Below are 25,801 nucleotides of genomic sequence, written 5' to 3'. Positions count from 1 at the left end.
AACGTTGAAACGGGCTATCCCGCCAGTGCAGTGCGCAAAGCCGCGAAAAAACCGGTCACCCGACGCCATCCGCTCCAGGCCGGAGCCCGTGGCTGCCCCAACGGCGCGGCGTGGCGGTCAGGGACGCGGCGCGCGGACCGGGCGGCCTCACGGCGCGGCGACCAGCCAATAAACCAGCACGGCGCACACCACCAGCCCCAACGCGAAAGCCAGCCACGGCTTCCAGGCAATGGCCGCCGGGCTGGCCGTCGCGACAGAGGCGGCCATCGCGACCGGTCGTGGCGGCACGGCCAGCGGCGCCTGCTGGCCGCCGCGCAAGGTATTGCGGGCAGTGATGCCGTAACTGTCGCTCAGCGAGCCAAGCAATTGGCGACGGCGCAGACGGTATTCGTCGCGGCTGATCCGGCCGCTGTAATGGGCCTCGTCCAGCACGCGCAACCCCTGATTGGCTCGCCGCTCACGCTCGCTCATTTCAGCTCCCGCAACACACGGAATCCGACATCTTTCTGTGCGGCGCCATTATCACTCCGTTGGCTGTCCACCGTGCAATCGGACCAATAGCTGTTGTAGCTGCCGCCGCGCACGGCCACGCCGCCGCCGCTGCTCACCCACTCCCACACGTTGCCGGTCAGGTTGACCAGACCCCACGGGTTGGGCTCGCGGCCCAGCGCGGAAATCGGCCCGGCGCCGCCGTCGTCGCCGCCCGAGGGCGGGATGCAGTTGCTGTCCGGCGATTGTTTCCAGCCGTGTCCCGCCTGCGCCGCGTGCATCCACTCCGCATCGGTAGGCAGTCGGTAGGCATACCCGCTGGTGCTGCTCAGCCACTGCAGGTAGGCCTTGGCCTGGGTCAGGCTGATATTGCTGGCCGGCAGTTGCGAATCGCTCCCCGCGATGGCCGTGCAGGCGTGGCTGGCACGGCAGTAGCGATTGAATTCGCCCACGGTAACCTCGACGCGCGACATGGCATAGGGCTTGCCACCCGCCATGCCCGGCACCACCACCAGCGCCGGCCCACGCCCGTCCGCGCCCAGGCTGTCGGCGCAGGCGCGGCCCTTGCCGACCAGCTCCGGGCGGGCGCAGGGGTCATTGCCGCTGGCGGACGGCGTCGCCGCTGGCGCCCCGCCGACCGCGGTGCTCGGCGCGGTCGCCGTGCCAGTTGCCGGCTTGCCAGGTGCGGTTCCAGTGGCACTTTTGCCGGGTGCGTTGGCGGCAGGAGCCGCCGGCGCCGTCGGTGCGGCCGCCGGAGTCGGCGCGGGAGTCGCCGGCGTACCGGCACCGGGTTTGAGGCTCTCCAGCAAAGCGGCCAGGTTGCCTTGCGCCAGATGCCCATGCTGTTTCAGGTTGGTTTCCAACTCCGCCAGGCCAGTCGCATCGACCTTGCGCGCGGCGGCAAGCTCGCCACGCAGGCGCTGGTAATCGGCCTCGGCCAGCGGCTTGCCGCCCGCCTTCAACAAGGCGCCGGCGAGGTCGTAACGCTGCTGCGCGTTGCGCAGGTCGCTGCGCGTGCCCAGGGCTTTCTGGCCCTGCGCCAGCACGGTGGCCGCCGCTTGGTACTTGCCGTGCTGGAACTGTTCGTCGGCCTGGCCCAAGTAGGCCTGCGCCACCAGTTGCGGGCCATCCTTGGCGAGGAAGGGATTGCCCGGTTGCAGGGTGCGGATGCGCGCGAGCGATTCCAGCGCCTTGCCGGCGTCGCCAGCCGCGGCGGCACGATGCAAGGATTCGATACGGCTGGCCACCTCGGCGGTGGCGGCCTCCTGATCGAGCTGCGCCTGCACCTGGCCTTGCAACGTGGTCAGCTTGTCGCGCTGGGCCAGCAGCGGGGCGGACTTGGGGGCGTATTGCAGGCCGAAGTTCACCAGCGCCAGATCCTGCGGCAGATGCATCGCATCGGTCTGCTGGCCGGCCACGGTGGCGATGGCGCCGGCCAGTGCGTTGGTCAGGCGCAGGGTTTCGGGCGACTGGTCGCCATGCAACACGGCCATGGCCGCCGCCACCGCCTGCTGCCAGCTGGCGCTGGCTTCCGGCTTGGCCAGCAAGGCGGCCAGCGCGCTGCGCGCCTGCGGGATGTTCCGCGTCGTCGCGGCCGGCGCCGCGACCGGCGTGGTCGCCGCCACCATCGCTGCCCATTGCGCGGCACGCTGCTTGAGCCGCGCCGAATCGGGGAACAAACGGGTGGCCAGCGCCAATCGCTGCTTCGCCTCGTCCAGCCGGTCGGCGCCCAGCGACTGCCCCACGGCAATGTCGTACTTCAGCTCCAGCTCGGCGTTGTGCAGCAGCTCGCTGCGCGGGTCGATGGCGCGGATGTGGTTGAGCGTGCTCACCGCGTTGTCCGGCTGATCCTCGAAGATCGCACCGGCGGCGATGCGCTTGGACAGTTCGGTATCCAGCTCGTTGAGCAGGTCGTTGCGCTGCTGGGTCAGCTCGGTGCGCCGCGCATCCAGCTTGGGCGAGTAGAGCTTCAGCTGGTCGCGCAACTGGAACACGTGCTGGGCGGCGGCATAGCCATAGCGATCCTTGGCCGGGTTCCAGTAGGTATCGATGCGCGCCAGCAGAAAGGCCTGGATGGCGTCGCCTTGATCCAGCACCACGCGCTGGCGGTCGTCCTTGTCCAGGCCATCCAGCGCGGCCATCGCTTGATCTTCGTTGAGGTAGTGGCGCGGATTGGCCAGCGAGAAACCGGCGATCACCTTGGTGAGATGGTGCTGGTGCAGATAGCTCAGCGTGCCCCAGCTGCCGCCGCCCACCACCACCACGGCCACCGCGCCATAGCCCAGCAGCGGCAGCATGCGCTCACGCAGGCCCACGTGACGCAGGCCCTCGATGAACTCGCTGGCGCTCTGCAATCGCTGCGCCGAGCGGAACGCCACCGCGTCGCACAGCGCCTTGTACTGGCGTTTGGTGAGGCCGGGTACCGGCGGCGGCTTGCGGCCCTCCTTCATCGCCACTTCGGCGCTGGCCTTGTCGAAGGGGTGCTTGCCGGTGAGCAACTCGAAGGTGACGCAACCCAGCGCATAGATGTCGTCGGCGGGCGTGGGCTCCTTGCCTTCGATCATTTCCAGGCTGGCGTAGGCGGGGGTGAGCGCGCCCAGCGAGCCGGCATCGAACACCGTCTCCTCGCCGGTGGCATCGCCCAGGTGCTTGGCCGCGCGGGCGATGCCGAAGTCGAACACCTTGGGCACGCCATCCTGCGTCACCATCACGTTGCCGGGCTTGAAGTCCGAATGCACCACGCCGGCCGCATGCGCGCGCTTGAGCGCCCAGCCCATGCCCTCGATCAGCCCTCGCGCCTGCGCCAGCGGCATGCCGTGGTAGGCGCGCTCGCGGATCAACGTGCGCAGGTCGGTGCCGTCGATGTATTCCATCGTCATGTAGACGATGGTGCCGTCCTTGTCGAAGTCGTACACGCGCACGATGTTGTCGTGCGCCAGTTGCTGCGCGCGGCGCGACTCGCGCTGCAGCGCAATCAGCGAATCGGGATGGCGGCGGAACTCGTCGTTCAACACCTTCACCGCGACGTAGGGGTCGCGGTCGCGCGCCTCCACCTTGCGCTCGTCGCGGGCGAGGTAGACCACACCCATGCCGCCGCGGCCGATCTCGCGCTCAAGCAGGAAGCGCCCCTTGAGCAGCATGCCCACGCTGGCGAATTCGCCGCCGTCGGCCTCGGCCACCCGCTTCCAGCTGGAGCGGTTGAAGCTGCTGCTGGACGAGGTGCCTTGCGTGCCCGTGGCGCCGGTGATCTGGGCGGTATCGCCGGCAGGCGGCGGCGCGGAGGCGGGCTGCACCACGGTCGACTCGGCGGCGCCGGCGGGCGGGCGCGAGGCCGGCTGCACCTGGGTGATGTCGGCTTCGTCAAGTGGCTGACGCGTGGCCGGCTGCACCATGGTGACGTCGGCATCGACGTCGCCGGGAGCCGCGCCCGCGCGTGGCGGCGGGCTGACCCGGGTCGCGTCGTCAAGGGCCGGGGGCGCCGCGGCGTCGGCCGCCTGGGCGTCCGGCTGCAGGCTGCGCAGCTTGGCCGTGAGCGCCCGCGCCAGCGCGGCATCGAGACTGCCATCGGCGACCAGCGCCTCGACCAGCGTCAACTCGTCGCGCCAAATCTCGGCCGGTTGCGCGCCGCGCTGGGTCAGCGCATCGAACAACCCTGGTAGCGAGAGTCGCTTGGCTTGGTAATCGGCAATCAGTTCGGCAAGGGCGGTCATGGGCAAGGATCGGATAGGTCGGTTCCGTGGAATGACGGGGCCGCATCGTGCGAATCGACCGCGCCCACGCGGCACGGCATCCGGTGGTCGGCGTGTGCGGCGCGTCGTCAGTGAATGGTGATTTCCTTCATCGCCCGCAGCTGCGCCAGGCGGGCGCGACGCAGCAGGCCGCGCGCTTGCAGGTTACCCGGTTCCAGTTGCAGCGCGGATTGCGCGTTGGCGATGGCGGCGGAGTAACGTTGCTGCGCGAAATTCTGCTCGCCCTCGCGCAGCATCGCGGCGATGGCCAGGCGCATCCGCGTCACCGCTGCCTCGTCGGCACGCACGGCGGTGGCGTTGGTGGCCGCCGCTGGCGCCGCCGCGCCGGATGCCGTCGGGATGGCGGCGGCCGGCGTGACAGCGGCGACGGGGTGATCCAGCGCCTGCTTCTCCTTGTCCACGGCATCGCGGCGCAGATCCAGTTGCGGCAGGAACATGCCCAACTGCGCAGGAATGGCGAAGAGGCGTTGCGCCGCGGCGTAGTCGTGCCGCCCCCGCGCCGGGTTCCAGTAGGCGTCCACCCGACCCAGCAGATAGGCCTGCACCACATCGCCGTGGGCCAGCATCATTTTTTGCCGCTCGCCGGGGTTGAGGCTGGCCAGCGCCGCGGCGGCATCGGCTTCGTTGGCATAGGGCTGCGCCGCGTTCGGCGCGAAGCGCGCGACCACCGCGGCGATCTGGCGCGTCTGCCACTGGGCATAGCCCACCGCACCGGCCACCGCGAGCAACAGCACGCCAGCCAACGCATAGGCCAGCGGCCGCACCACGCGTTCGCGCACGCTGATGTCGCGCAAGCCTTCCACCAGGGCACCGGCATCCTGCAGGCGCTGTTCGGTGTGGAAGGCCACCGCGTCGCACAGCGCCTTGTACTGGCGATGGGTGAGGCCGGGCACCGGCGGCGGCTTGCGCCCCTGCTTGAGCGCCACTTCGGCGCTCTGCTTGTCGAAGGGATGGCGGCCGGTGAGCAGCTCGAAAGCCACGCAGCCCAGCGCGTAGATGTCGTCCGCCGGCGTGGGCGCCTTGCCCTGGATCATCTCCAGGCTGGCGTAGGCGGGAGTGAGCGCGCCCAGCGTGCCGGCATCGAACACCGTCTCCTCGCCCACCGCCTCGCCCAGGCGCTTGCCGGCGCGGGCGATGCCGAAGTCGAACACCTTGGGCACGCCACCCTGGGTCACCATCACGTTGCCGGGCTTGAAGTCCGAATGCACGATGCCGGCGGCGTGGGCGCGCTGCAGCGCATTGGCCATGCCGACGATCAACGGACGCGCCTTGGCCAGCGGCATGCCATGGGCGGCCTGCTCGCGGATCAGCCCACGCAGGTCGCTGCCGTTGATGTACTCCATCGTCATGTAGACGATGGTGCCGGCCTTGTCGAAGTCGTACACGCGCACGATGTTGTCGTGCGCCAGTTGCTGCGCGCGGCGCGATTCGCGCTGCAGCGCGATCAGCGAATCGGGATGGCGGCGGAACTCGTCGTTCAGCACCTTCACCGCGACGTAGGGGTCGCGGTCGCGCGCCTCCACCTTGCGTTCGTCGCGGGCGAGGTAGACCACGCCCATGCCGCCGCGGCCGATCTCGCGCTCCAGCTGGAATCGCCCCTTGAGCAGCATGCCGACGTCGGCATGCTCGCCGCCCTCGGCCGCGGCCAGTTGCTCCCAGCTTGACGGCGTGGCGCTGCCGGCGGAGGTGCCCGGTTGACTGCCGGTGAACTGCCGGGTGCCGGTGGCCGCCGGCCGCGAAGCCGGCAGCACCACGGTAGCGTCGGGCGCTGGCGTGGGTGTCGGCGCAACCGTCGAACGGAGGACGCTCACCCGGGTGGCGTCGGCGTCAACCACCGCCTCCTGCAGGCTGCGCAGGCGCGCGGCCAGCGCCTCGGCCAGCTCGGGGTCGAGCCGTCCATCGGTAGCCATCGTTCCGAGCAGGGTGAGTTCTTCGCGCGCGGTCGCGTCGGGCACGGCGCCACGGCGAGTCAGGGCTTCGAACAAGTGGGGCAAGGGCAAACGCCCGGCATGGCACTCGGCGAGCAATTCGGCCACGGAAACTGTCGTCGGCATGCTTCAGTCCTGCAGGCGCACGATCACGGCCGAGATATTGTCGCGGGCGGCGCGCTGCAAGGACAACTCGAATACCCGCGCCAGGAGCGCTTGCGGCGCGGGGTTCTCGCGGCTTTCGCGGTCGAGTTCCTCGTCGCCCATTTCCTTGTTGACGCCGTCGGAACACAGCAGGAATTGCGTGCCGGGCTGGTTGCTCGCCACCACCCAGTCCATGAACAGGCGCTCCTCCGCCCCCACCGCGCGGCTGAGCACGCCGGCGCCCGGCTGTGGCGCGCCGCCACCACCACCGAACTGGGTGACGTCGTCCTTCATGCCATGCACGTGGTCGCGGGTGATCTGGCGCAGGCGGCCGTCTTCGTTGCAGTAGGCACGGCTGTCGCCCACCCAGCCACACAGCATGAAATCCTTGTCGTGCACCAGCACCACCACGGTGGAGCCGATGATGTCGCTGCCGCGTTCGCGCGCGGTGGCGATCAGGTCGGCGTTGACCTGCTGCAGGCAGTCCTCGATGGCCTCGATGAAGTCGAACACGCTGCCACTGCGCGGCAGGCGGGCGAGCCGTTCCACGATCATCTGGCTGGCGTAGTCGCCGGCGGCGTGGCCACCCAGGCCATCGGCCACCACCCACAGGCCGACGTCGTCGCGCACCAGGATGGAATCCTCGTTGTGGCGCCGCACCTTGCCGGTTTCGGTGCGACCGGCGGAAAGGTAGTGCAGGGTCATGTCGGCACCTCGATCACGGCCAGCGGCCAACTCGCCGCATCCGGGCCCAGCCCAACGGCACGGGCTACATGCGCGCAAGCCGCCATCGGCGTTGGCAGGGCCAGCGCCTCGGCCAACAGTGGCGAGGCCAGTTCCGCCAGCGCCCGCGTGGCCAGCAGCAGCAGGCGGTCGCCGGGTTCGATCTCGCAGACGACCTCGTCGCAACTGAGCTGTCCGGGCGAGCCCAGCCCCGGCGCCACCGGCGAGGTGCGGCTGAACAGCAGATCGTCCAGCTCGCCGCCCAACCCGGCCCCCTCGACCGGCGCCGCCTCGCCCGCGCTGGCGAACAGCGAACGCAATCGCCCCGCGTGCCAGTGCCAGGCGCTGGCGCTGCCAATACGCAAGAGATCGGCCCAACGGCCGGTGACGTGCACGGCGATCACCGCACCGTCTTCCTGCACCGATCCGGCCGGTTCGGCCGCCATCGGTTGCAGCCGACTATGCAAGACCAGCAAGCGCGTGCGCAAGGCCTGCATGCCGGCGACGAAATCGCTGGGCACGAAGCGCCCCACCAACTCGCTCACGGCTGCCGCCGCCTGCCGCCGCGGATCGGGCGTGCCGTCGTCGGCGACCACCACGGTGAGCGCACAGTCGTGGCGATGCAGCGCCCTGGCGCCACCACTGTCCACGGCACGCACCGTGGTTTCGGCGGTGCTGGGCACCACGGCGGGCGGCGGTGGCGCAAGGTTGCCGAGCAGGTCGGACAGATCGTCGGGCAGGCGCACGGCGGGCGGCGCGACGGGGGCGATCAGGGGTGCGGCCACGGCCGGGGCCGTTGCCTGGGCAGCCGCTGGCGCGCTCACCGGCGCCGGCGCAAACGTTGGCACCGATGCCACTGCAGGTACGCCTGCTGCCGGCCATGGCGCATCGGCACAAGCCACGTCGAGCATGCCGGCATAGCTGGCCGGCTCGGGCAGGCCGCGGGTGACCAGCGCGCTGGGCGGCATGCGCGGCGCCCCCGTCGTCCACCACAGCGCCAGCCCCGGCACGACCTGCATCTGCTGCCACAGGCTGACGAGGAACCCACCGTCCACGCCACCCAGCGGCAAGGGCAGCCGCCAGTGGTCGGCGGCGTGCCAGTCGAGGCGCGGCACGCTGATGTGCAGTTCGGTGACCGGGCTCAGCGGGTCGGGCAACGCCGTCACGCGCGCGTCGAAGGCATCCACGCCGAGGCCGCCCTGCCCTTCACCGTGCACGCGCTCGGCGGCGGCGAACCAGGCCTGGTTGCGCAGCACCTCGGCGATGGCGGCCGGGCCGTCCAACGGCGCCGCCAGGGTCATGGGAAAACAGCGCCCCACGCGGTCGCTGGCCGGGCCGGCAATGCCGGCCCAGGCCTGGTTGCCGCAGATGCCGGCTGGCAACACGTAGCGCCAAACTGCGCCTTCGCTCCAGGCAGCCGACCAGGCCTCGCCCAGCCGCGCGCGACTGGCGCTCACCGCCTGCTCGAAATGCCGATCCCAGACCTCGGTGAACGCCGCCGGCAGCCGGCGTTGCACGAAATCGCCAGTGGCCGGAAGTTTGCCGAAGAAACCCGTCCCCCTCGGATCTGGCATACGGCTATCCCCCGCACCGGAAGCGTTGCACCTCGGTATTCAGGAACGGATTCTTCAGGTTGCTGGCCTGGATGGTGAACCGCGCCGTCTTGCCGCCGAAGTTGAAGGTGGCCACGTAGTTCAGATCGGATTGCTTCTGCAGGTTGGCTGCCTGCAGGGCGCGGAAGAAGGCCCAGTCGCCCTGGTAGTCGAAGGTGCTGAGCAGATTGCCGGCGGTGTCCCAGGCCGATACCGCGACGCGCCCCGGCTGCGGGCCGGGCCATTTCATCGCCATGCGGGTGGCGCCACCGGGCTGGTAGACGAACTTCTGCCCGTCGACGTCGAACTCCAGCTTGCCGATGCCCGGGTCGAGCAGCGGCGTCTGCACGGTGAAATCCACTTCCGGCTGGTTGCCGCTGCGGAAGTACATCTGACGGATGTCGTCGGCCATCTGCGCTTGCGCCAGCACACCCGGTGGGCCGGCCACCGCTCCGGGGCCGGTCTTCCACTGCCAGTTGCGGCCGCTGGTGTCGATCAGTTTGGCCAGCACCTGCTTGTTGAAGCTGTCGAAGCTGCCGCCGTTGCCGAACAGCTCGCCGAAGTTCTGCAGCGGAATCTCGCTGCGGCTCGCCGGCGCGAACGGGTAACGGCCGTTGACGAAGCCGGCGCAGTCCTTGCCCACCGCCTGCTGGAACTGGTCCGCCAGCGCGCCCTTGGTGCCGCTGGCCACCAGCGTGGCGCTCTTGCCGGTCAGCTGCGTTACCCAACCGGACACTGGCGGCGGCAGTTGCGCGGCCTGCTGCTGGGCTTGCAGCAGCTGCGGATTGGGCTGGCCAGCCGCGTTGCTGAAGTCGGTCATGGTCAGCAATGTCTTGCCGAGCTGGTCGATCACCTGCAGGGTCTGGTCGATCGGCGCGGCACCGGGCGCGCCGGCGCTCAGCTGGTCGAGCGTGGCGAAATGCGCGGTGATGGCTGCACCAGGCTGTGCGGTCGGCGCGGCAGGCGCCCCACCGGCACCAGCCAAAGCCCGCGCCAACGCGTTCGCCGTGAGCTTCTGCGTCGCCTTCTGTTCGGCCGCCTTCTGCGCGCCGGCCAGCGCCTTGTCGCCGGCATCCTGCGGCGGCGCCTTCAGCATGTCGCTGGTGTTGTCGCGCACCACGTTGAGCAGGGCCTTGAGCGGCGAGCTGGGGCCGGAGAGCTTGGCGGCGATGGCGCTGGCATCCTGGATGCTGGTCACCGGCTGCAATTGCAGGTCGGCGAGCAGCGCATCCCAGTACTTGATGTAGTCCTGCTCGTACAACGTCAGCACCTGCTGGGTCAGCTGCGCCTTCTTCAGGCCGTCGATGGTGGTGGCGCCAAACACCCAGTCGTCCTTGGCGAACTGGTCGACCGCCTGGGCCACGCCCTTGCTGGCCTCGTACTGGAACATCGGCTGGGTGTACAGCGCCGGGACGGGCGCGGACAGCGCCGCGCCGCTCTGCCGGCGGAACACGTTGCCCAGGAGGCCCAGCGCCTTGTCCAGTTGCAGCGGCGGGTAATCCGAGCTGCCGGCGCCCAGCTTGAGATTGCCGTAGACCAGGGTGGTCAGGTCGGCGGTGCGCAAGGTGCTTTGCGCTTGCGCCACCAGGGTCTTGTCCAGGCTGATCGCACGCAGCCGGCCCGGCTCGGCGAGCAGCGCGTGGAAGTGCTTGGCCAGCGCCTGCTGCAACACCGCCTCGCCCGGGAAGATGCGCTGCCATTCGATGTCGGCCAGCGCACCCAGTTCGTCGACGTTGAGATGCCTGGGCTCGCCCAGCATCAGATAGCCCTTGAGGTAGTAGTACAACGCCTGCGGATCGCCCGCGTTGCCGGTGAGGCCGCTGCGGAACTGCGCGGCCACGCCGGGCAGCAGCAGGCCGTTCAACTCGCGCAGGTAGGCGCCCTGCACCTCGTCGCCCACCGCGTTGCCCTGGTACAGGCCAAAGCGCATCGACAGCGGTACGTGGCCGCGGTATTTGTCCGCCGCCTCGCGCACCGCGGACAGGCCCTCCAGCCGCTCCAGCACGCGCGCGAAGAACTCCTTCTGGGTGCCGGCGCCGTCGATGTCGCTCTTGGCCGGGTAGCCTTGCAGCGCTGTGCCTACCTGATCGAGATAGGCGCGGTTGTGCCGGTAGCTGCTGCCGAAACCGACCAGGAGCAACGCGGTGAGCAGCAGCACGCCACCCCAGGAGATCGCCTGCAGCAGCGCCTTCTGCCGCTCCAGCGCCGGGTTGGTGCCGGCGAAACCCGACTCGCCGAACAACACTTCCTTCAGCAGGCGCTCCACGAAGAAGGTGCGCCGCTGGGCACCCGGTACGTGCAATTGCGCCGCGTCCACGCCGAAGGTGCGCGCCACCGCGCCCATCATGCGGTCGATCGGCGTGCCCTCCTGGGTGCCCGAGGTGAGGTAGACGCCGCGCAGCAAGGGCGGCGCGGCATAGGTGTGGCCGCTGAATACGCCATCGACGAAGCGCTGCGCAATGGCGCGTAACGCGGTGAGCTGCTGCGGGAAGGACAGGATGGCCGCGCGCCGGTTGCGGTCGCGCTCGGCATGCAGGCGATCGAGCAGGCGGGTGTCGAGCTGCGCCAGCAGTAGGTCGAACTCCTCGCCGAAGCGCTTGGCGGCGCTGCCATCCATGGTGGCCTCGATGGGGAAGGAGAAGCCCCACACCTGACTGCGCTGCTCGGGGCTCAGATCCTCGAAGAATTCGCCGAAGCCGGCCACCAGGTCGCACTTGGTGAAACTCAGGTACACCGGCACGCCGATGCGCAGGTGCTCGGCCAGCTCCTCCAGTCGGCGCCGGATCGCCTGCACGTGGTCGGCCAGCCCGGCCTCGTCCAGCGTAAGCAGATCGGACATGCTCATCGCGATCACCACGCCGTTGATCGGGCGGCGCTTGCGGTATTTGCGCAAGAGTTGCAGGAACTCGCCCCACGCCGAGGCATCGGCGGCGCGGTCGGAATCCTGCATGGTGTAGCGGCCGGCGGTATCCAGGAACACCGCCTCATCGGTGAACCACCAGTCGCAGTTGCGGGTGCCGCCGACGCCGCGCAGCGCTTCCTTGCCGAAGCGTTCGGAGAGCGGGAAATTGAGCCCGGAATTCTGCAGCAGTGTGCTCTTGCCCGAGCCCGGCGGGCCGATCACCACGTACCACGGCAGCGCGTACAGGTTGGCGCCGCGGCGCGTCTTGCGCAGCGTGTCCACCGCTTCCTGGAAGCGCTCCTGCAACTGGGCCCGTTCAGCCGCGCTGCGCTGGTCGCGTTCGCCCGTCGCCGCACCCTGCCCGGCCAGCTCGCCGGACATCTGCTTGGCCTTGCCGCGCGCACGCCAGTCGCGAATCAGCAAAACCGCCAGCCACACCGCCACGATCAGCACGATCAGCAGCAGCCGCGCGACCGCGCCGGCCAGGGGTTGCGTATCGCCGATGCCGAGGTAGGGGCCGCCCAGCCAGATCAGCAGCGACAGCAGGGCGATGCCGACGAGCGCGATGAACCAGCCGGATTTCAACAAGCTTAGGAACTTGGCCACTGGTTCAACCCTCCGGGATGTACATGAGCTCCACGCGCCGATTGCGCGCGCGGTTGGCCGGCAGGTTCGGCGGCAGCGCGATGGGCTGCGAATCGCCCGCGCCGCTGGCCTCCAGCCGACCCGGGTTGTCCAGGCCGTCGCCGAGCACCTTGAGCACCGCATTGGCCCGTGCGGCGGAAAGCGCGAAGTTGTCCTTGAAGCGCAGCGAATGGATCGGCTGGTCGTCGGTGTGGCCCACCACGATCACCCGGCCCGGCACCTGGTTCAGCGCGGCGGTGATCTTGTGCAGCAGCGGCAGCTCGGCGTCGGCCACCTCCACGCCGCCGGAGGCGAACATGCCGGTGGCGGACAGCCGCACCAGCTCGTGGCCGCCCCCCTGTTCGATGATGGCCAGCTTGCCGGCCTGCTCCTCGGGCGCCAGCAGCTGCTTGAGCGTGGGATGCGCCGGCGGCGGGCTGACCTTGTCCATTTGCACGGCGGCCGGCGGGGTGGCGCTTTCCAGGCCGATCTGCGCCAGCTGCGCGCTCACCGGCGCGGACAGCGTATTGAGCCGGGTGTGGAAGTACAGGAAGGCCACCACCAGCACGCAGGCGGCGGCGGCCACCACCACCCACAGCGGCACGTAGCGGATCAGCGGATTGCGCTTGTCCTGAATGCCGCGCCAGTGCGGCGCCAGCTCCTGCGCGGCGGCGGCGCGCTGCGCGCGGATGCGGCGGTAGAGGTCTTCCTGGATGTCGGCCAGCTTGGCGCGGCCGCCGGATTCGATCAGGTAACGCCCGCCGAAGCCCAGCGCCAGGCTGACGTACATGAGCTCGATCAGGTCGATGTGGCGCGAGAAGTCCGCGCACAGGCGCTCCAGGATCTGGAAGAACTTGGTGCCGCCGTAGGTTTCGCCATGGAAGACGGTGAGCAGGGTTTGCCTGGCCCAACCGCTCTGCTCGCCCCAGGGCGCGTTCAGCACCGCCTCGTCGAGCAGGGTGCACAGCACGTAGCGCGCGGCCAGCGTGGTCTGCTGCACGATGCCGGCCTGCTGCGCCTGCGCCTCGAAACGGCGCACCTGGCTCACCACCTGTTCGCGCAGGTGCAGCGCATCGGGCGGCGTGGCGCTGTGGCGCAATTGCACCGACAGCAACAGCAGGGGGCTGGCGATGCGCACCAGCGGATTGCTGCCGCCGCCGAGGAAGGCATTGATATCGGCCGGTGCGACGGCGGCCGGCCGCGCCGCTGGCACGGGCGCAGGCATGGGTGCCGGCGGCGCGGCGGCCGGCATCGGCGCGGGCGCCGCGCCGCGCGGGCGCACCACGGTGGCATCGCGCATCGGATCGTCGTCGAACGGGCCGCGTGGAGTATTCATGTCAGCCGCCCCTGATGGCCCACAGTTGCAGATCCAGCCCGGCGAAGCCGTTGCCGAAATGGAAGGCGATACCGCCGGAGGTCTTCAGCTCGCGCCACATCGCGGCGTGGCGGTCGAACTCGTAGTAGAGGTAACCGGCGTTGTAGGGAATCTGCCGCGGCGCCACCGGCATCGGCGTCACCGGAATGCCCGGCAGCTGCAGGTTCACCAGGTCGCGGATCTTCTCCACCGGGCCGATCTTGGATTGCGCGGGCAACTGCCGGCGCAGTTCCTCCGACGGCACATCGGCCTTGGCCGCGAGCACGAAGGCGGCGTTGTCGAGCAAGGTGAGGTCGGGCACCACCGCCACCCACACGCCGTACTTGCGCTCCTGCAACGGGATCGGCGTGGCGTTCTGCTCCAGCACCGCGCTGAGGCTCGCGCGCAGCGCGGCGATCAGCGGCTCGTAGCTCTCGCGCAGCGCTTCGTGGCGATACGGCGGCAACATGCCGAGGCGCTTGCCGGGCGCGGTGAAGGTGGCCAGCTCGCCAGCCATCGCCACCAGCGTGCGGTAGAGCTCTTCGGGATGCAGCAGCGGCGCCGCTGCCAGGTGCGCCACCAGCGGCTGGTAGCGATTCACCACCTGCAGCAGCAGGAAGTCGGAGATTTCAGCGGCGCCGCCGCGGTCGGTCAGCGCGACGCGGCTGGCCAGCGCCTCGCCGCGCTGGTGCAGCAGGCCCAGCAGTTCGGTGAGGAAGGTCACCAGGCGCGGCACCGCCTGGCAGGCCAGCGCGGTGGGCATGAAGCCGTCGTCCAGCGTCACCCGGCGGTCGGAGCGGCATTCCACGATGCGCGCCAGCGGCATCTGGGCCAACCCTTCCAGCGGCTGCGATTGCGGCAACAGGCGCGAACTCATGCCGCCCACCTCCAGCACCGTGGTGCCGTCGGTGCTGCCGGAGGCATCGCGCACCTCGGCCTCGCGCACACGGAAGCGGAAGAGCTTCTCCGCCGGCGCCTCCGGCCGCCCGCTGTCGGGCTGGGTGGGCGAGCGCAGCGGCAGGGTGAGGTAGACGGTCTGGTCGCGCCAGTTGGCGTCCACTTCCAGCGGTGGCGGCAGCGGGTCGTCGCCCGGCATGGCGAAGGGCGTGCCATCGGGGAAGATGCCGCGCGCACGCTTGATGCCCAGCTTGCCGATGGCCAGGAGGTCGGCCTCCAGCTCCAGCTCGGCGAAGCCCCAGGCATAGGGCCGCAGGCCGCCGGCGCGCAGCTCCACGTAGCGCTCCAGGTAGCGCTCCTGTTGCTGCATGTGCTGTGGCCGCAGGAACAGCCCTTCGCTCCAGACCACCTTGTTGTGCTGCGTCATGCTGCTTGCTCGCTCATCGTTGATCCTGCCCGTGATGCGCCATCAGCGGCGCGCCTGTTCCGCGCGCCGGGCCGACTTCAGCCGCGCCAGTTGCTCTTCGTAGGCACGCGCGAATTCATCGCCGAACAGCCGGCGGAAGCATTCGTCGGGGTTGCCCATCAGTTCTTCGAAACCTTCGCGGTAATGCTCCCAGTAGCGGCCCTTGCCGCCGAAGGCCGCGCGCTTGCCGCCGCTGTCGACCTCGCGCTCGTAGCGGTCGGGATTGAAGTGCACCAGCAGCGACTCGAACGCCGCACGCACGCCGGCCAGCATCGCCATCTGGTGGCAGCGGATGTCCTCGAAGGCGTCGCGGAAGGCCGCGCTGCCGGCGAGGAAGGCCGGGCCGGTGGGGGCGAGGATCTTCTGCACCGCCTCGTCGGGCGTGGGAGCGAACTTCAGCGGGTTGTTTTCCGAACGCTGGATGATGGTCACCGGCAGACGGAAGGTGTTCTTGATCTCGGCGCGCGCGCGCAGCACGTCCATCACGCCGTCGGCCACCACCAGGAGGATCTGCTCCAGTTCGGGCGGCAGGCCTGCCACGCCGGTCGCAGCCAGCGGCGACGGCACCGCCGATACGGGGATCGGCGCCGGCGCGGGTGCCGGAACCATGGCCGGCACCTCCGGCAGGATCGGGGCGGCGGGCGACGCCGGCGGCGTGAACGGCGCGGCCTCGGGTGGCCGCATCGGCGCGGCGGCGGGCGTACCCGGCGCGCCAAGGCCGTCGAGCAGTGCATCCCAGTCGTCAGGCAGGGACTGGGCCTGGCGCTGCACATCAGTGATCGGCGGACGGAAGTGGTCGGCGGTGCTGGCCGTGTGGTTCCAGCTCGGCACCGGCACCGGCGCCGACGCCGACGACGGAATCAGCGACTCGGGCGCCGCCCCCGCATAGGGCGCGTCGAGGAAGCTGAGCGGATCGAGCTCGGCGCCCGTGGTCGGCGCCACGCCGGGAATCAGGCTCGCCGCCGCCGCGGGCGGCTGGCCCGGCGCCAGCAGGTCGGAGAGGCCAAAATCCAGCGGATCGCCCGGCCCCATCGCCGCCGACAAGGGCGCGGGGGCGAACGCGGGCGCATAGCCCGGCGCGGCCGCCGGCGCCGGGGTCGACGCCGGCATGGCGGCCAGCGCATCGGCGGCCTGCAATTGCACGGAAATCTCGAAGGTATCGATCTGCAGCCGGTCGCCGTCGTTCAACGCGGCCGGCTCGCCCTTCACCAGGGGCGTACCGTTGTGCAGCATGCCGTTGGTGCTGCGATCCTCGATGAAATAGATGCCGTTGAGCCCGCGTACCATGGCGTGGATGCGCGACACGCCGGGCGCGCCAAGCACCCAGTCGCAATCCTCGGAGCGGCCGATGCTGCCGCCGCCTTCGGCAAAGGTTTTCTGGCTGCGGCTGCCGAACTGGGCGGCCTGCCGGCCAAGTACCGCCATCGTCAAGGTCTGTGTCGGCACGCTCACGCCCCTTTCGCTGCGGCGCCGTCGCCGGTGGCGAGCAGGCTCATGGCGCGGTCGAGGAACTGGGCGCGCCGCGGCACGAAGTGGTCGGTCTCCAGCGCTGCCATCAGGTTGATCGCCGCCACCGTGGCGCAGGCGGTGAGGTGTTCGGGCGGCGGCACCGGGGTTTGCTGCGCAGCGGGCGCCAGGCTGCCGCCAGACCAGCCGGCCGCCGCGGCCATCCATGCGCCCAGCGACTTGTAGCCGCCCGAGCTGGCGAACTCGAACGCAGCGCGGCGATTGCTTTCAGTGGGTTCGCGCACCCATTTCTCGGCCAGCGAGGCGCCGGCCTTGTCTTCCAGCCCCAGCGGCTGGTCGCGCGCGCACTGGCACAGCCACGCTACCGCGTAGCGCTTGGGCAGCAGGCGCGCCAGGAGCTTGAGCGCATCCTGCGGCTGCTGCGCGTCCAACAGCGACTGCACTGCGGCCTGCGCGCTCATCTCCGGTCGCAGTTGCGCGCCAGCTTCGGGCGACAAGCCCATCTGCACCGATGCCTGGAGTATTGCCGACATGCCCGCCTCCCCCTCAACCGATCATGGTGATGGCGCCGCCCAGCTTGGCCATGGCGTCGGCACTGAGCTGCAGCATCGCCCCCTTCACCGTGGTCATCGCACCGCCCTCGACGTTCATCATGCCATCGGAATGCACCTTCACGCTGGCGCCGCCGCCGATGTCCACCGTGGCCTGGCCCGCCATCTTCACCGTGGCATCGCCGGTGATCTTGATGTTGACGCCCTTGATCTCGATGTCACCCGAGGCCTTCAGCGTGATGCTGGAGGCGCCGCAGACCAGGTCGATCTCGGTGCCGGCGTCGAGCTTGAACTTCTGGCCGATGGTGGTGGTGCCGTTCTGGGTGACGTCCAGCTTGTCATCCTTCTGCACGGTGACCGACCGATTGCTCTGGATCGTTTCGGTCTGGTCGTTCTCCACCGTAAGCTTCTGGTCATGCTTGACCGTGGTGGTCTGGTCGTTCTTGACGGTGATCGTCTCGTCGTGATCGATGGCTACCACGTGATCGTTTTCCACCTCCTCGTGCATGTCCTTCTGCGCGTGGATGAAGAAATCCTCCTCGCCCTTCTTGTCCTCGAAGCGCAATTCGTTGAAATCCGCCGTGCCGCCAAGCAGGCTGCGGCTCTTGATGCCGCTCTGGGTCTTGTTGTCGGGCAGGCCGTAGGGCACGGTGTTCGCGGCGTTGTAGACGCTGCCGATGATGAGCGGCCGATCCGGGTCGCCTTCGAGGAAGCTCACCACCACTTCCTGGCCCACACGCGGAATGCTCACCGCGCCCCAGCTCTTGCCAGCCCACGGCGAGGCCACGCGCACCGGGCAGGAGCACTTCGCCTTCGGCTTGTCCGGCATGTTCCAGTGGAAGTTCACCTGCACCCGGCCATACTGGTCGACGGCGATGTCCTCGTCGGTTTCGCTGCCGGTGACGATGGCGGTTTGCAGGCCGTCGATCCGCGGTTTCACCGTGGCGAGCGCACTGCGGAACGGGATCTTGCTGGGAATCGCCCAGAACCGGCACTGGAATTCAAGGTGATTGCCGCTGCCCGATGCGCGGCCACCGCTCTGCAGATAGCTCTGGGTGGCCGTCAGCAGATATTCCTGATTGAGATCCGTGCGTGAATAATTGCTGAGGGTGAACAGGTTGCCGGCCTCCGCGCCACAGGCGTCGGTGGTGCCGTGACAACTCGAACGCGCGGCGGTCAGCGCCTCGGCCCGCACGCTGGCATAGTGCTGGCCCAGGCCGGCATCCCCGTGCGCACCGGGAAAATCGAAGCTGCTGTGGGTCGGCGTCGGCTGGTTGCCATCGCTGGTATGCGTTGAAAGCAGCGAGGCCTTGGGCGTGAGCGGGTTGTAGTCGGTGAGTTTGACCGTGGCGCCATCCACCCCGCGCGTCGATTCGAAGGTCGCGATCGTTGCCTCCCGGCCCAGCGACCCACCGGCACCGGCCGCAAACGGCACCTTCTTGAAGGTGGCCGCCGCCGAGTGCGCACCCACGCCATCGGCCAGCACCATGGTGTGCTTGCTGCTGTCGTGGGTGAAGTAATAGTAGATGCCCTCCTGCTCCATCAGGCGATCGATGAAGGTCAGGCAATCCTCGCGGTACTGCACGCAGTAGTCGCGCTTGACGTAGTTGCCGGTGAGGCTGTTCTTGACGTCGGTGTAGCCGGATTCCTCCAGCAGTTGCTGGATGATCTGCGGCACCGTCATCTCGGTGAAGATGCGGCAGTCGAGGATCTGCCCCAACAACCAGGGCTTGGGCACCAGGGTGACCGCATATTGCGCATATACCAGCGTGTCGATGGTGGCCACGCCAGTCTGCGAAGCCTCGCACACCATGCCGTTGAAATGCCGCTTGAAGCCGTTCTCCAGCGACAACGTCACCGTCATCGACGAACCCAGCAACGCGGTCAGGTCGATGCTCGCATCCTCGCTCTCGAACCGCAGATCGAACCGGAACAGCTTGCCCAGTTCCTCGCTCGCGTTCATCCCGATGAAAAACAGGTTGTCGCACTGGCCGGAGGTGATGGTAACGGGGTCGCTCATGCGCCATTGCTCCCGGGAGATGTCAAGGGATGGCCACATTGGCCCTTCATGGAGGAAACACCGAGCCGCAGGCCTCGCCCTGCATGGGCAAGCGGCATCGAGCGGACGCCGGACGGCGCAACCGTCCCGCCGCCCAGCGAACACGCTGGCGCGGACAACAGGCGGACAGACTGTCGGTACAGGCAGATCGCAGGCGGCATGGTGACTCCTTCTCACCTGTAATGCGCAATCGGCCGCCGCTTCGAGTCATCCGCCGTGAATTTCGTCGATCACGCCGCCAAGCGCTTGCCCGCCTTGGCTTTTCGAGCGCCGCCACGGCGCCGGTTCGATCGAAGCGAATAGCCGCCACCGTCAGCCTGACAACTAGCGAATGGAAAGGATATGTATTACCCCTTGGGAATCCGTCTGCGCTGCCGACACGTCGCTGGCTCGACCGATCACCGCACGTCCATCGCTGCCGCAAAAGGCGATCAAGGCTGGCTGAGGCGCGGGCTTGCCCGATGCCCTGACACTGACTTGCACCTTTGCCACGGGCTTGTTGTCCACGCCCACCGGCACCGCATACTGCCGAACCTCAAACGAGCGATTGGTAGCCGCATGTCCGAGCAGCTCCGCAAGCCTGCCCGTGGCAAGGCAATACGAAGCCAATGGAAGCTTCGCGGCCAATTGATGGAACGGGATCAGCGCATAAGCCGGCCGCGCCGCATAGGTCAATGCCAGCACGTGTTGGCCGCCTCTGCCCAGCGTCACGCCGATATCGCGAGCCACTTCCCACTGGGCCAGACTGCCATCCTCGGACGGCTGGATCGCTCCCAGCGCAACCAGCTGATTGAAGGCAACTTCATGCCCCGCAACCGCGCTGACAAAGGGCGGCGTTTGTGCGACCGCGAAAGGGTCGAGTCGCGCATCGCGAAGGAGCGCGCTGATATCGGTTGATCCCACGAATGCCGAGACATGGCTGGTCACGGCCACGGGTGTTCCGTCGACTGCGGCCCGCAATTCGGGAAACTGTCGTTCGGGATAAGACTCGGCCTCACCCAGCCAACCGAATCGCGGCCCGTGAATGACGATACGACCAAGGTCGCCGGGCAGCACGTCCGCCGTTACCGACAGGACTATCGTGTCCGCATGCAATGCGACGCGCGCCGCCATCACGCGGACACTGCCCGATGGCGACGACTGCATCCCGGGCAGCATGACGCCGTTACTCGCATCATTCGCCAACGCTTGGGGCAGCAGCAGGGTCAAGCCTGCGAAAAGCAGGGCCACACGAACTGCATGGAGATACTGGCGCAAATTGCCGCTCACTTTACGTACCTGAAAACGCGTGGCGCATCGGGTCGCCAAAAACGCAATTCAGCCGGCCCGTAAACCTGGCCGCCAGGATGGGACGCCGTCCACATGTCGTTTTTCTGCGTCCAAGCGTGATGTTGCTTGTTGATACGCGCCGTGGTGGCATCGGCCTGATCCATCGCGAAAGTCGAGTAGATCGCCATGTGATTTGGCCAGAACAGGATGTCGCCGTCTTGCCTGCGTTCGTTGGCACCCAGTTCACGAAAGCGCCCGGTCTTGTGCACGTAGGCAAGAAATGTTCCGGTGGCCTGGTACTCGTAGGGAAAACCGGCGGCGGCATATATGAGCCAGGTGGATCCGCTGCAATCGCCGCCCACACCTTTGACCGAATGCGCGCCCACCAACGAATACTGCGTGCCCTTCCACGCCGCAGCAGCCTTCGTGATCCGAAACCCGTCGGCAACCGAGATGTCCTTGTCGTTGGTTTCACTTGACGCCGAGCTACCCGCGGTCGTTGCAGCCATCAGAACGTTCCTCCACGACAAGTGGCCTTTTCTTCGAATTTCGGGCGTTTTTCAGCGCGGCTATTCCCGCCCGGTTGCCGTTTCGGCGGCGGATTCGGGCGGCGGTCTCACGCTGCTTCGGTTCTACCGCCACGCCGCGCCAGCACCACCCAACTGCGCACCGGCTGGCCGAATTCCTTGCGCAAGCTGTCCTCGGCAAGGTGAATGTCGACAAAGCCCGCGCGTTCCAGCGCGTGCATGGCGTGGCTGCGCGAGTGCCGGTAGCGCCCGCTGGCCGTGAGGGTCACCTGATCGGCGTCGCCCTCCTCGGCCTCCAGCGAAAAGGCCAGCCGACCGCCCGCGCGCAAGGCCGCGTGCGCCGCGTCAAGCACCGGTCCAAGTTCGCCGAAATACACCAGGGTATCGGCGGAGACCACCACGTCCCAGGCAGCCGGCGCGCCCTGCAGGAAGGCCGTGAGCTCGGCCACTTCCAGTGCATCGTAACCGCCGCGCTGACGCGCCTTCTCCACCATGCCGCCGGACAGATCCACGCCCACCAGTTGGCGCGCGTAGGGGCGTAGCAGCGGCGCGCAAAGGCCGGTGCCGCAGCCGGCATCGAGCACATCAAGCACGGCTGTCGCCGGCGGTAGCACCTGCGCCAGCGCGTCCGCCAGCACCTGCGGCGCGCGGTAATCCAGGTTTTGCAGCAGTTGCTCGTCGAAGCTGTCGGCGAAGCGATCGAAGGTGTCGCGCACGTAGGCATCGTCCGCGCGCTGCGGCGCCGCGGAACCACCGCAGGCGGCCAGCATGTGGCGCGGGATCGGGTTGGCCGGATCGCGCGCGATCCAGTCGCGGTACACCTGCGTGGCCTCCTCGGTGCGGCCCAGCACGTACAGCGACACGCTTTGCGCTTCCAGCGCCTGCACGTAGCGCGGTTCCAGCGCATAGGCACGACGGAAACACTCGACCGACTGCTCGATGTGCTCGATATCCTGGGCATGACTGCGCAGGAACAGGCCGAGCAGGTAGTGCCCCTGCGCATAGTTCGGCGCCAAGCGCAGCAACTGCTCGTAAGCCTCGAAGGCCGCCTGCGTCTGTTCCTGCGCCTCCAGCACCACGGCCAGATTGCTCAGCGCATGGTGATGCTTCGGGCTGCAGTCCAGCGCCTTGCGATAACAGGCCTCCGCCTCGCGCAGGCGGCCACATTCCTTGTGGATGTTGCCCAGGTTGTTGTGCGCATCCGGGTGCCTTGGCGTGATCCTGAGCGCGGTCTGGATCAGCTCCACACCCTCATCGCTGCGCCCACGCTGGTGGCACAGCACGCCGAGGTAATGCAGCGCATCGGGCTGCGCCACGCGTGCATCCAGCACCTCGCGGTAGAGTTGTTCTGCGACATCGAGGTCATCGGCCTGATGCGCCTGCATGGCCTGCTGCAAGAGGCCTTGCCAAACCGGCAACACGGCACGCGCAGCCGCCGGGCGAGCGCCAGTTCGCGGCGCATGCCGCTTCTCCCGCCCACTCACGCGATCAATACCGTGAAGCAGCCCAGCACGATCGTGCCGCCATGCGCGCAGGAATCCCCCATGCGCGCAGCCGGCATGCCACCGATCAGCACCGTGGGCGAGCCCATGACGATACTGTCCGGCGGCCCCACGCACACGGCCATGTCGCTGATCCGCGCTGCCGGCAAGCCGCCGATCAGCACGGTTGGCGCACCCGGCCCGGTGATCGGCCCGCCCACATGGGGTATTGGGGGCACCCCCGGCGTAAGCATCGGGCAGACGTGCATGTCGGTGAGACGGGCGGCGGGTTGCATGACGGTTTTCTCACTCCCAGCAAACAGAATACTGCACCGTACCATCCCTTCAGTGCGCAATCGCTCGGGGATTCGTGTCATTCGCCGCCGCAACCGGCGCCGCCTGTCATGGCACGACGCTCAGGACATCAGGCTCGCCATCAAGCGTGCCCGCGAAAGCGACGGCACCTGCTTGATGCCGCCGACGCACCACCGGCGACGCCCGGCGGGGTTGATCCATCCACCATCGTTTACGTTGAACATCAAGATCGAGTAGAACGCGCCACCGGTTGTCACCAGTGCGATCACGTTTGCCGTGGCCACCCCGGCGCCGCCGAGGTTGGCTTGCGCTGCCGCCAGTTCACCCGGATTCCAGGCACCAGCGGGATTGAAACCGGTGGCGTTCGCCGGAAGGTTCTGGGCGAAGTTCTGCTTGACCGTCCGGTTCGCCACGGCGTTGCCATCGATGGTCCCAACATGGAATGCGCTCATCACCCCACCGTAGGTGCCGCGCACGATCAGGCAACCACTCATGTAGCCCGTCAACACGTCGTTGCCGCCGATAGCCGCGTGGGCGATGCGGCCCGGCGCGTAGTCCAGCCATGTGTGCGGCACATTCGCCCCCATTGCCAGCCCCAGCGTCGCCCCCGCCTGGATGTGCAGCAGCATGGGATCAACCGCGGCACGATGGCCATCCAACCCGTCGTAACTGAGATTTCCGGCCAATCCGACACTGGCGACAAAAGCCCCGTTGAGCGGCCCGATGGCATCCTGCGGCTTGTTCCACAGGAAGCGGACACCGCGCCTGAAATAGTTTTCGATCATGCCACCACCCACCTAACCCATGCGGAAACTGATTGAATTCAGCTAATTACCACAACTTCGTTTTGACGCGCCCGTCCACCTCGCTCGCACGGACAATGAAACAAAATCATTTTCTCAAAACATGTTTCAACCCACAAATCAAACCAACCACTCACGATACCCATCCGCAGATGACGTGTCGTTATATGGCATATTAACCAGCGACCCCATCAGGCCAAGTCGCGCGGCTTACTATGATTTGCGCTCCCGTGAAGTTGGCGGCCGGCCCAGGCTGAATGCGCCTCACCACAACATCATCTATGTTTGCGCCATACAGTCGAAGCCGATGCAACAGGTTTCGCATCTGCTGAATTCCCGGGTGATAATGTCCACTGTCATTTTCAACGTGAACCACACGACCCGCGACAATTCGCATGCGACCCGCCGAATAGGCATTAGCCCCGCCAATCAGTGAAGAATGCTTGAACCAAAAGGCGTTTTTGTCAAAACCAGCGTAAATATGCCCGCGCGAATTCATGACAAAATGAGTTTTTTGGTCATTCGACTCGCTCTCTACGTTGTTCGTCGAATCATATATGGCATTGGTATTGGCAGCCGGGCTCCAGCGCCAAGCAACCCCACCACGGAAGCGCAGCTTGTATCGACGCTGCAGATGAGCTTCCTGCAAAAAAATCGCCACCTCGCCAATACCCCTGACCTGTTGAATCTGCAATTGATCCGGCCCTGGAGCGTCAGCAGTGCCGCCATGGCTACTCTTTACAAATAGCGGCTCCAAGCTTGTCATCGCCTCCGCAACGGAATCCATGTGGGTATGATTCATCAGCAAATCGCCGGAAATCATCTTCAACGCGGAAATGGCGGATCGACGGTCATCATGGCCGCTCACCTTGCGATCGCTCGGCAACCCATGACCCGTCGTATGATCCAGCGGTTGTCCCTTGTTCGCAGGAACCTTATTCAGCTTGTTCAACCAGAAATCGCAGGCCTTGACGAGAAAAAACAGGGTTTCTATCTGCACATCCTGGAAGTTGACATCATTGTAGTGTGCAACCAAGGCATCGATGACGCCCAAAGCGGTGTCCGTTACGCGCCATGTGGACGGCATGATCCCGCTGACCGTACTATCGGAACGCCAGACATCGTTAGTTGGAAAGCTATCGTATGGTATGGGCATGAAATCACCGTAAAAACAGTACTGAAACCAAGCACCGTGACCAAGCGCAGTCACTTTGCGCCGACCGCTGAGTATTCAAGACGAAAATACGCTTGAATTCGCCTTTTTATTAACGCAAAAATTATCTCTGGCACCTTTTCTCGACAGACACCTTTTACTCGGACAGAAATTGTCCTTGACACCTTTTACTCGCCCTCACTCCACTCTCCAATGCGCAATCGCCCGGCGCCCTCTGTCACGCGTCCCCTTGCGCGACGCGCCATTCACCGGCGGAAGCGGTGCTTGGGAATTGTCCCTAACACCTTTTTCGATTCAGTTACTTCCAACAAGCGAGGAAGCACTCAAGTCATAAGTGAACCTGATCCCGTTTTTCGCCGACCCCACTCAATTCGCTCCCGTCGACAGATTGCTCCTGGTGAATTTTCGTAGAGCGAATTTCACAGGCGGCTAGCATCTGTGTATTCGAATTTACCCTTGCCTTTGGAATCAGGAACAAAATCCCAAACACCATTCAGAACCAAGCTGGTAGAATTGTCTTTTTTAACTGGCAAAACAACATTTGAAGAACCATCCAAAAATGCCTGCTGCGGAACATCACTGGCGCGCGCACTCGGCGCCACTATACCAATTTCCGCACCAAGACAAGCGTTGCCCACCAACGAAGACAGACCATAGCTCGGCGAAGTCATAAGAGACTTCAATGTCAAAACCCCTCTTTTTGAACTTTTTATTATTCTCAATTCATCATCCATCGGCTTACTTATATATTTAATCCTTTCGCTCTCCGGAGCCTCAAAATTAATACAAAGCAATTGCTCAGTCATCTCTGCCATCACCGGCGTCCCAAAAATTACTTCAAGCCACTGCAAGTTACTCTCGTCGAATGGCTCAAACACTCTGATCGGCGGTGTATGGTGAGTTGATTTTGGCGTCGATAAATCTATCAATACCGTGTCGGGCGGAAACAACCGACTTGGCTTCCAGTACTCGACCTGCTGGGGTTTCAGACCAGAACTCAAGTTTTCGTAGTAACCAAACTCTGATGCTACTGCGGAAAATTGACCGTAACGTGAAACGGTACTGCAATAGTATCCCGGCGCCGGATCGACGAAATTGAATTCATTCTTGCAACCATTCCATCGCCACTTTGACCCTGAATTATCGAAACCTTTTACAAGTTTGCTTGAATCGAGCAGCCCGTTGGTCATGACGTGAGATCTTTTTGTCCTTCGACCGACTCGACAGTCGTAGATAAATTTACAACTGCTGTCGGCCAACTGTACGATCTGATCGCTCTTGCTCAGC

17 protein-coding genes and 1 pseudogene are annotated in these 25,801 nt (G+C 66.7%); all 18 read right to left on the bottom strand.

Going from position 1 to position 25,801, the window contains the following annotated elements; translation table 11 throughout:
• Positions 1–147 precede the first annotated feature (147 nt).
• Entirely contained in the window at positions 148–471 is a 324-nt protein-coding gene (locus AC3WQA_RS16110) for a hypothetical protein (RefSeq protein WP_492676042.1), read from the bottom strand.
• The gene (locus AC3WQA_RS16105) at positions 468–4,199 is read right to left on the bottom strand and encodes a protein kinase domain-containing protein (protein ID WP_492676041.1); all 3,732 of its coding nucleotides are present in this window, start codon (positions 4,197–4,199) and stop codon (positions 468–470) included. The genes AC3WQA_RS16110 and AC3WQA_RS16105 overlap by 4 nt, the downstream gene beginning before the upstream one ends.
• A gap of 425 nt (positions 4,200–4,624) precedes the next feature.
• Positions 4,625–6,157: pseudogene (locus AC3WQA_RS16100) on the bottom strand (serine/threonine-protein kinase); the annotation flags it as partial.
• A gap of 138 nt (positions 6,158–6,295) precedes the next feature.
• Complete coding sequence (locus tag AC3WQA_RS16095) at positions 6,296–7,015, bottom strand: PP2C family protein-serine/threonine phosphatase (protein ID WP_492676040.1); 720 nt, start codon at positions 7,013–7,015, stop codon at positions 6,296–6,298.
• Positions 7,012–8,607: a type VI secretion system-associated protein TagF gene (gene tagF / locus AC3WQA_RS16090; RefSeq protein WP_492676039.1), complete on the bottom strand. Its 1,596-nt coding sequence runs from the start codon at positions 8,605–8,607 to the stop codon at positions 7,012–7,014. Before tagF ends, AC3WQA_RS16095 begins: the two co-directional genes overlap by 4 nt.
• A gap of 4 nt (positions 8,608–8,611) precedes the next feature.
• On the bottom strand, positions 8,612–12,133 hold the full coding sequence (tssM, locus tag AC3WQA_RS16085) for a type VI secretion system membrane subunit TssM (protein ID WP_492676038.1): 3,522 nt from the start codon (positions 12,131–12,133) through the stop codon (positions 8,612–8,614).
• Between the two features lie 4 nt (positions 12,134–12,137).
• Positions 12,138–13,451: a type IVB secretion system protein IcmH/DotU gene (gene icmH, locus AC3WQA_RS16080; protein WP_492676381.1), complete on the bottom strand. Its 1,314-nt coding sequence runs from the start codon at positions 13,449–13,451 to the stop codon at positions 12,138–12,140.
• A gap of 37 nt (positions 13,452–13,488) precedes the next feature.
• Positions 13,489–14,829, bottom strand: coding sequence for a type VI secretion system baseplate subunit TssK (gene tssK, locus AC3WQA_RS16075; protein ID WP_492676037.1), 1,341 nt, complete (start codon positions 14,827–14,829; stop codon positions 13,489–13,491).
• Between the two features lie 42 nt (positions 14,830–14,871).
• A complete protein-coding gene (gene tagH / locus AC3WQA_RS16070; RefSeq protein WP_492676380.1) occupies positions 14,872–16,314 on the bottom strand; it encodes a type VI secretion system-associated FHA domain protein TagH in 1,443 nt (480 codons plus the stop codon).
• A 2-nt stretch (positions 16,315–16,316) separates the two neighbouring features.
• The gene (locus AC3WQA_RS16065; protein ID WP_492676036.1) at positions 16,317–16,868 is read right to left on the bottom strand and encodes a DUF6931 family protein; all 552 of its coding nucleotides are present in this window, start codon (positions 16,866–16,868) and stop codon (positions 16,317–16,319) included.
• Positions 16,869–16,881: 13 nt separating this feature from the next.
• Positions 16,882–18,906, bottom strand: coding sequence for a type VI secretion system Vgr family protein (locus AC3WQA_RS16060; RefSeq protein ID WP_492676035.1), 2,025 nt, complete (start codon positions 18,904–18,906; stop codon positions 16,882–16,884).
• A gap of 363 nt (positions 18,907–19,269) precedes the next feature.
• Positions 19,270–20,214 carry a hypothetical protein gene (locus tag AC3WQA_RS16055; RefSeq protein WP_492676034.1) on the bottom strand — a complete coding sequence of 315 codons (945 nt, stop codon included), beginning with the start codon at positions 20,212–20,214 and terminating at the stop codon, positions 19,270–19,272.
• The gene (locus AC3WQA_RS16050; protein ID WP_492676033.1) at positions 20,211–20,723 is read right to left on the bottom strand and encodes a hypothetical protein; all 513 of its coding nucleotides are present in this window, start codon (positions 20,721–20,723) and stop codon (positions 20,211–20,213) included. Before AC3WQA_RS16050 ends, AC3WQA_RS16055 begins: the two co-directional genes overlap by 4 nt.
• A 107-nt stretch (positions 20,724–20,830) precedes the next feature.
• Positions 20,831–22,126, bottom strand: coding sequence for a class I SAM-dependent DNA methyltransferase (locus AC3WQA_RS16045; protein ID WP_492676379.1), 1,296 nt, complete (start codon positions 22,124–22,126; stop codon positions 20,831–20,833).
• Positions 22,127–22,221: 95 nt separating this feature from the next.
• Positions 22,222–22,518, bottom strand: a complete 297-nt coding sequence (locus AC3WQA_RS16040) for a PAAR domain-containing protein (protein WP_492676032.1) — start codon at positions 22,516–22,518, stop codon at positions 22,222–22,224.
• 120 nt (positions 22,519–22,638) lie between these two features.
• Positions 22,639–23,322, bottom strand: a complete 684-nt coding sequence (locus AC3WQA_RS16035) for a hypothetical protein (RefSeq protein ID WP_492676031.1) — start codon at positions 23,320–23,322, stop codon at positions 22,639–22,641.
• 193 nt (positions 23,323–23,515) lie between these two features.
• Positions 23,516–24,496 (bottom strand): IQM protein middle domain-containing protein, encoded by a 981-nt coding sequence (locus AC3WQA_RS16030; protein ID WP_492676030.1) that lies wholly within the window; start codon positions 24,494–24,496, stop codon positions 23,516–23,518.
• 437 nt (positions 24,497–24,933) lie between these two features.
• Positions 24,934–25,704 (bottom strand): hypothetical protein, encoded by a 771-nt coding sequence (locus tag AC3WQA_RS16025; RefSeq protein ID WP_492676029.1) that lies wholly within the window; start codon positions 25,702–25,704, stop codon positions 24,934–24,936.
• Positions 25,705–25,801 lie beyond the last annotated feature (97 nt).

The sequence above is a fragment of the Rhodanobacter sp. FW106-PBR-R2A-2-24 genome, from assembly GCF_058789615.1.
This window is presented reverse-complemented; position numbering and strand designations above follow the sequence as displayed.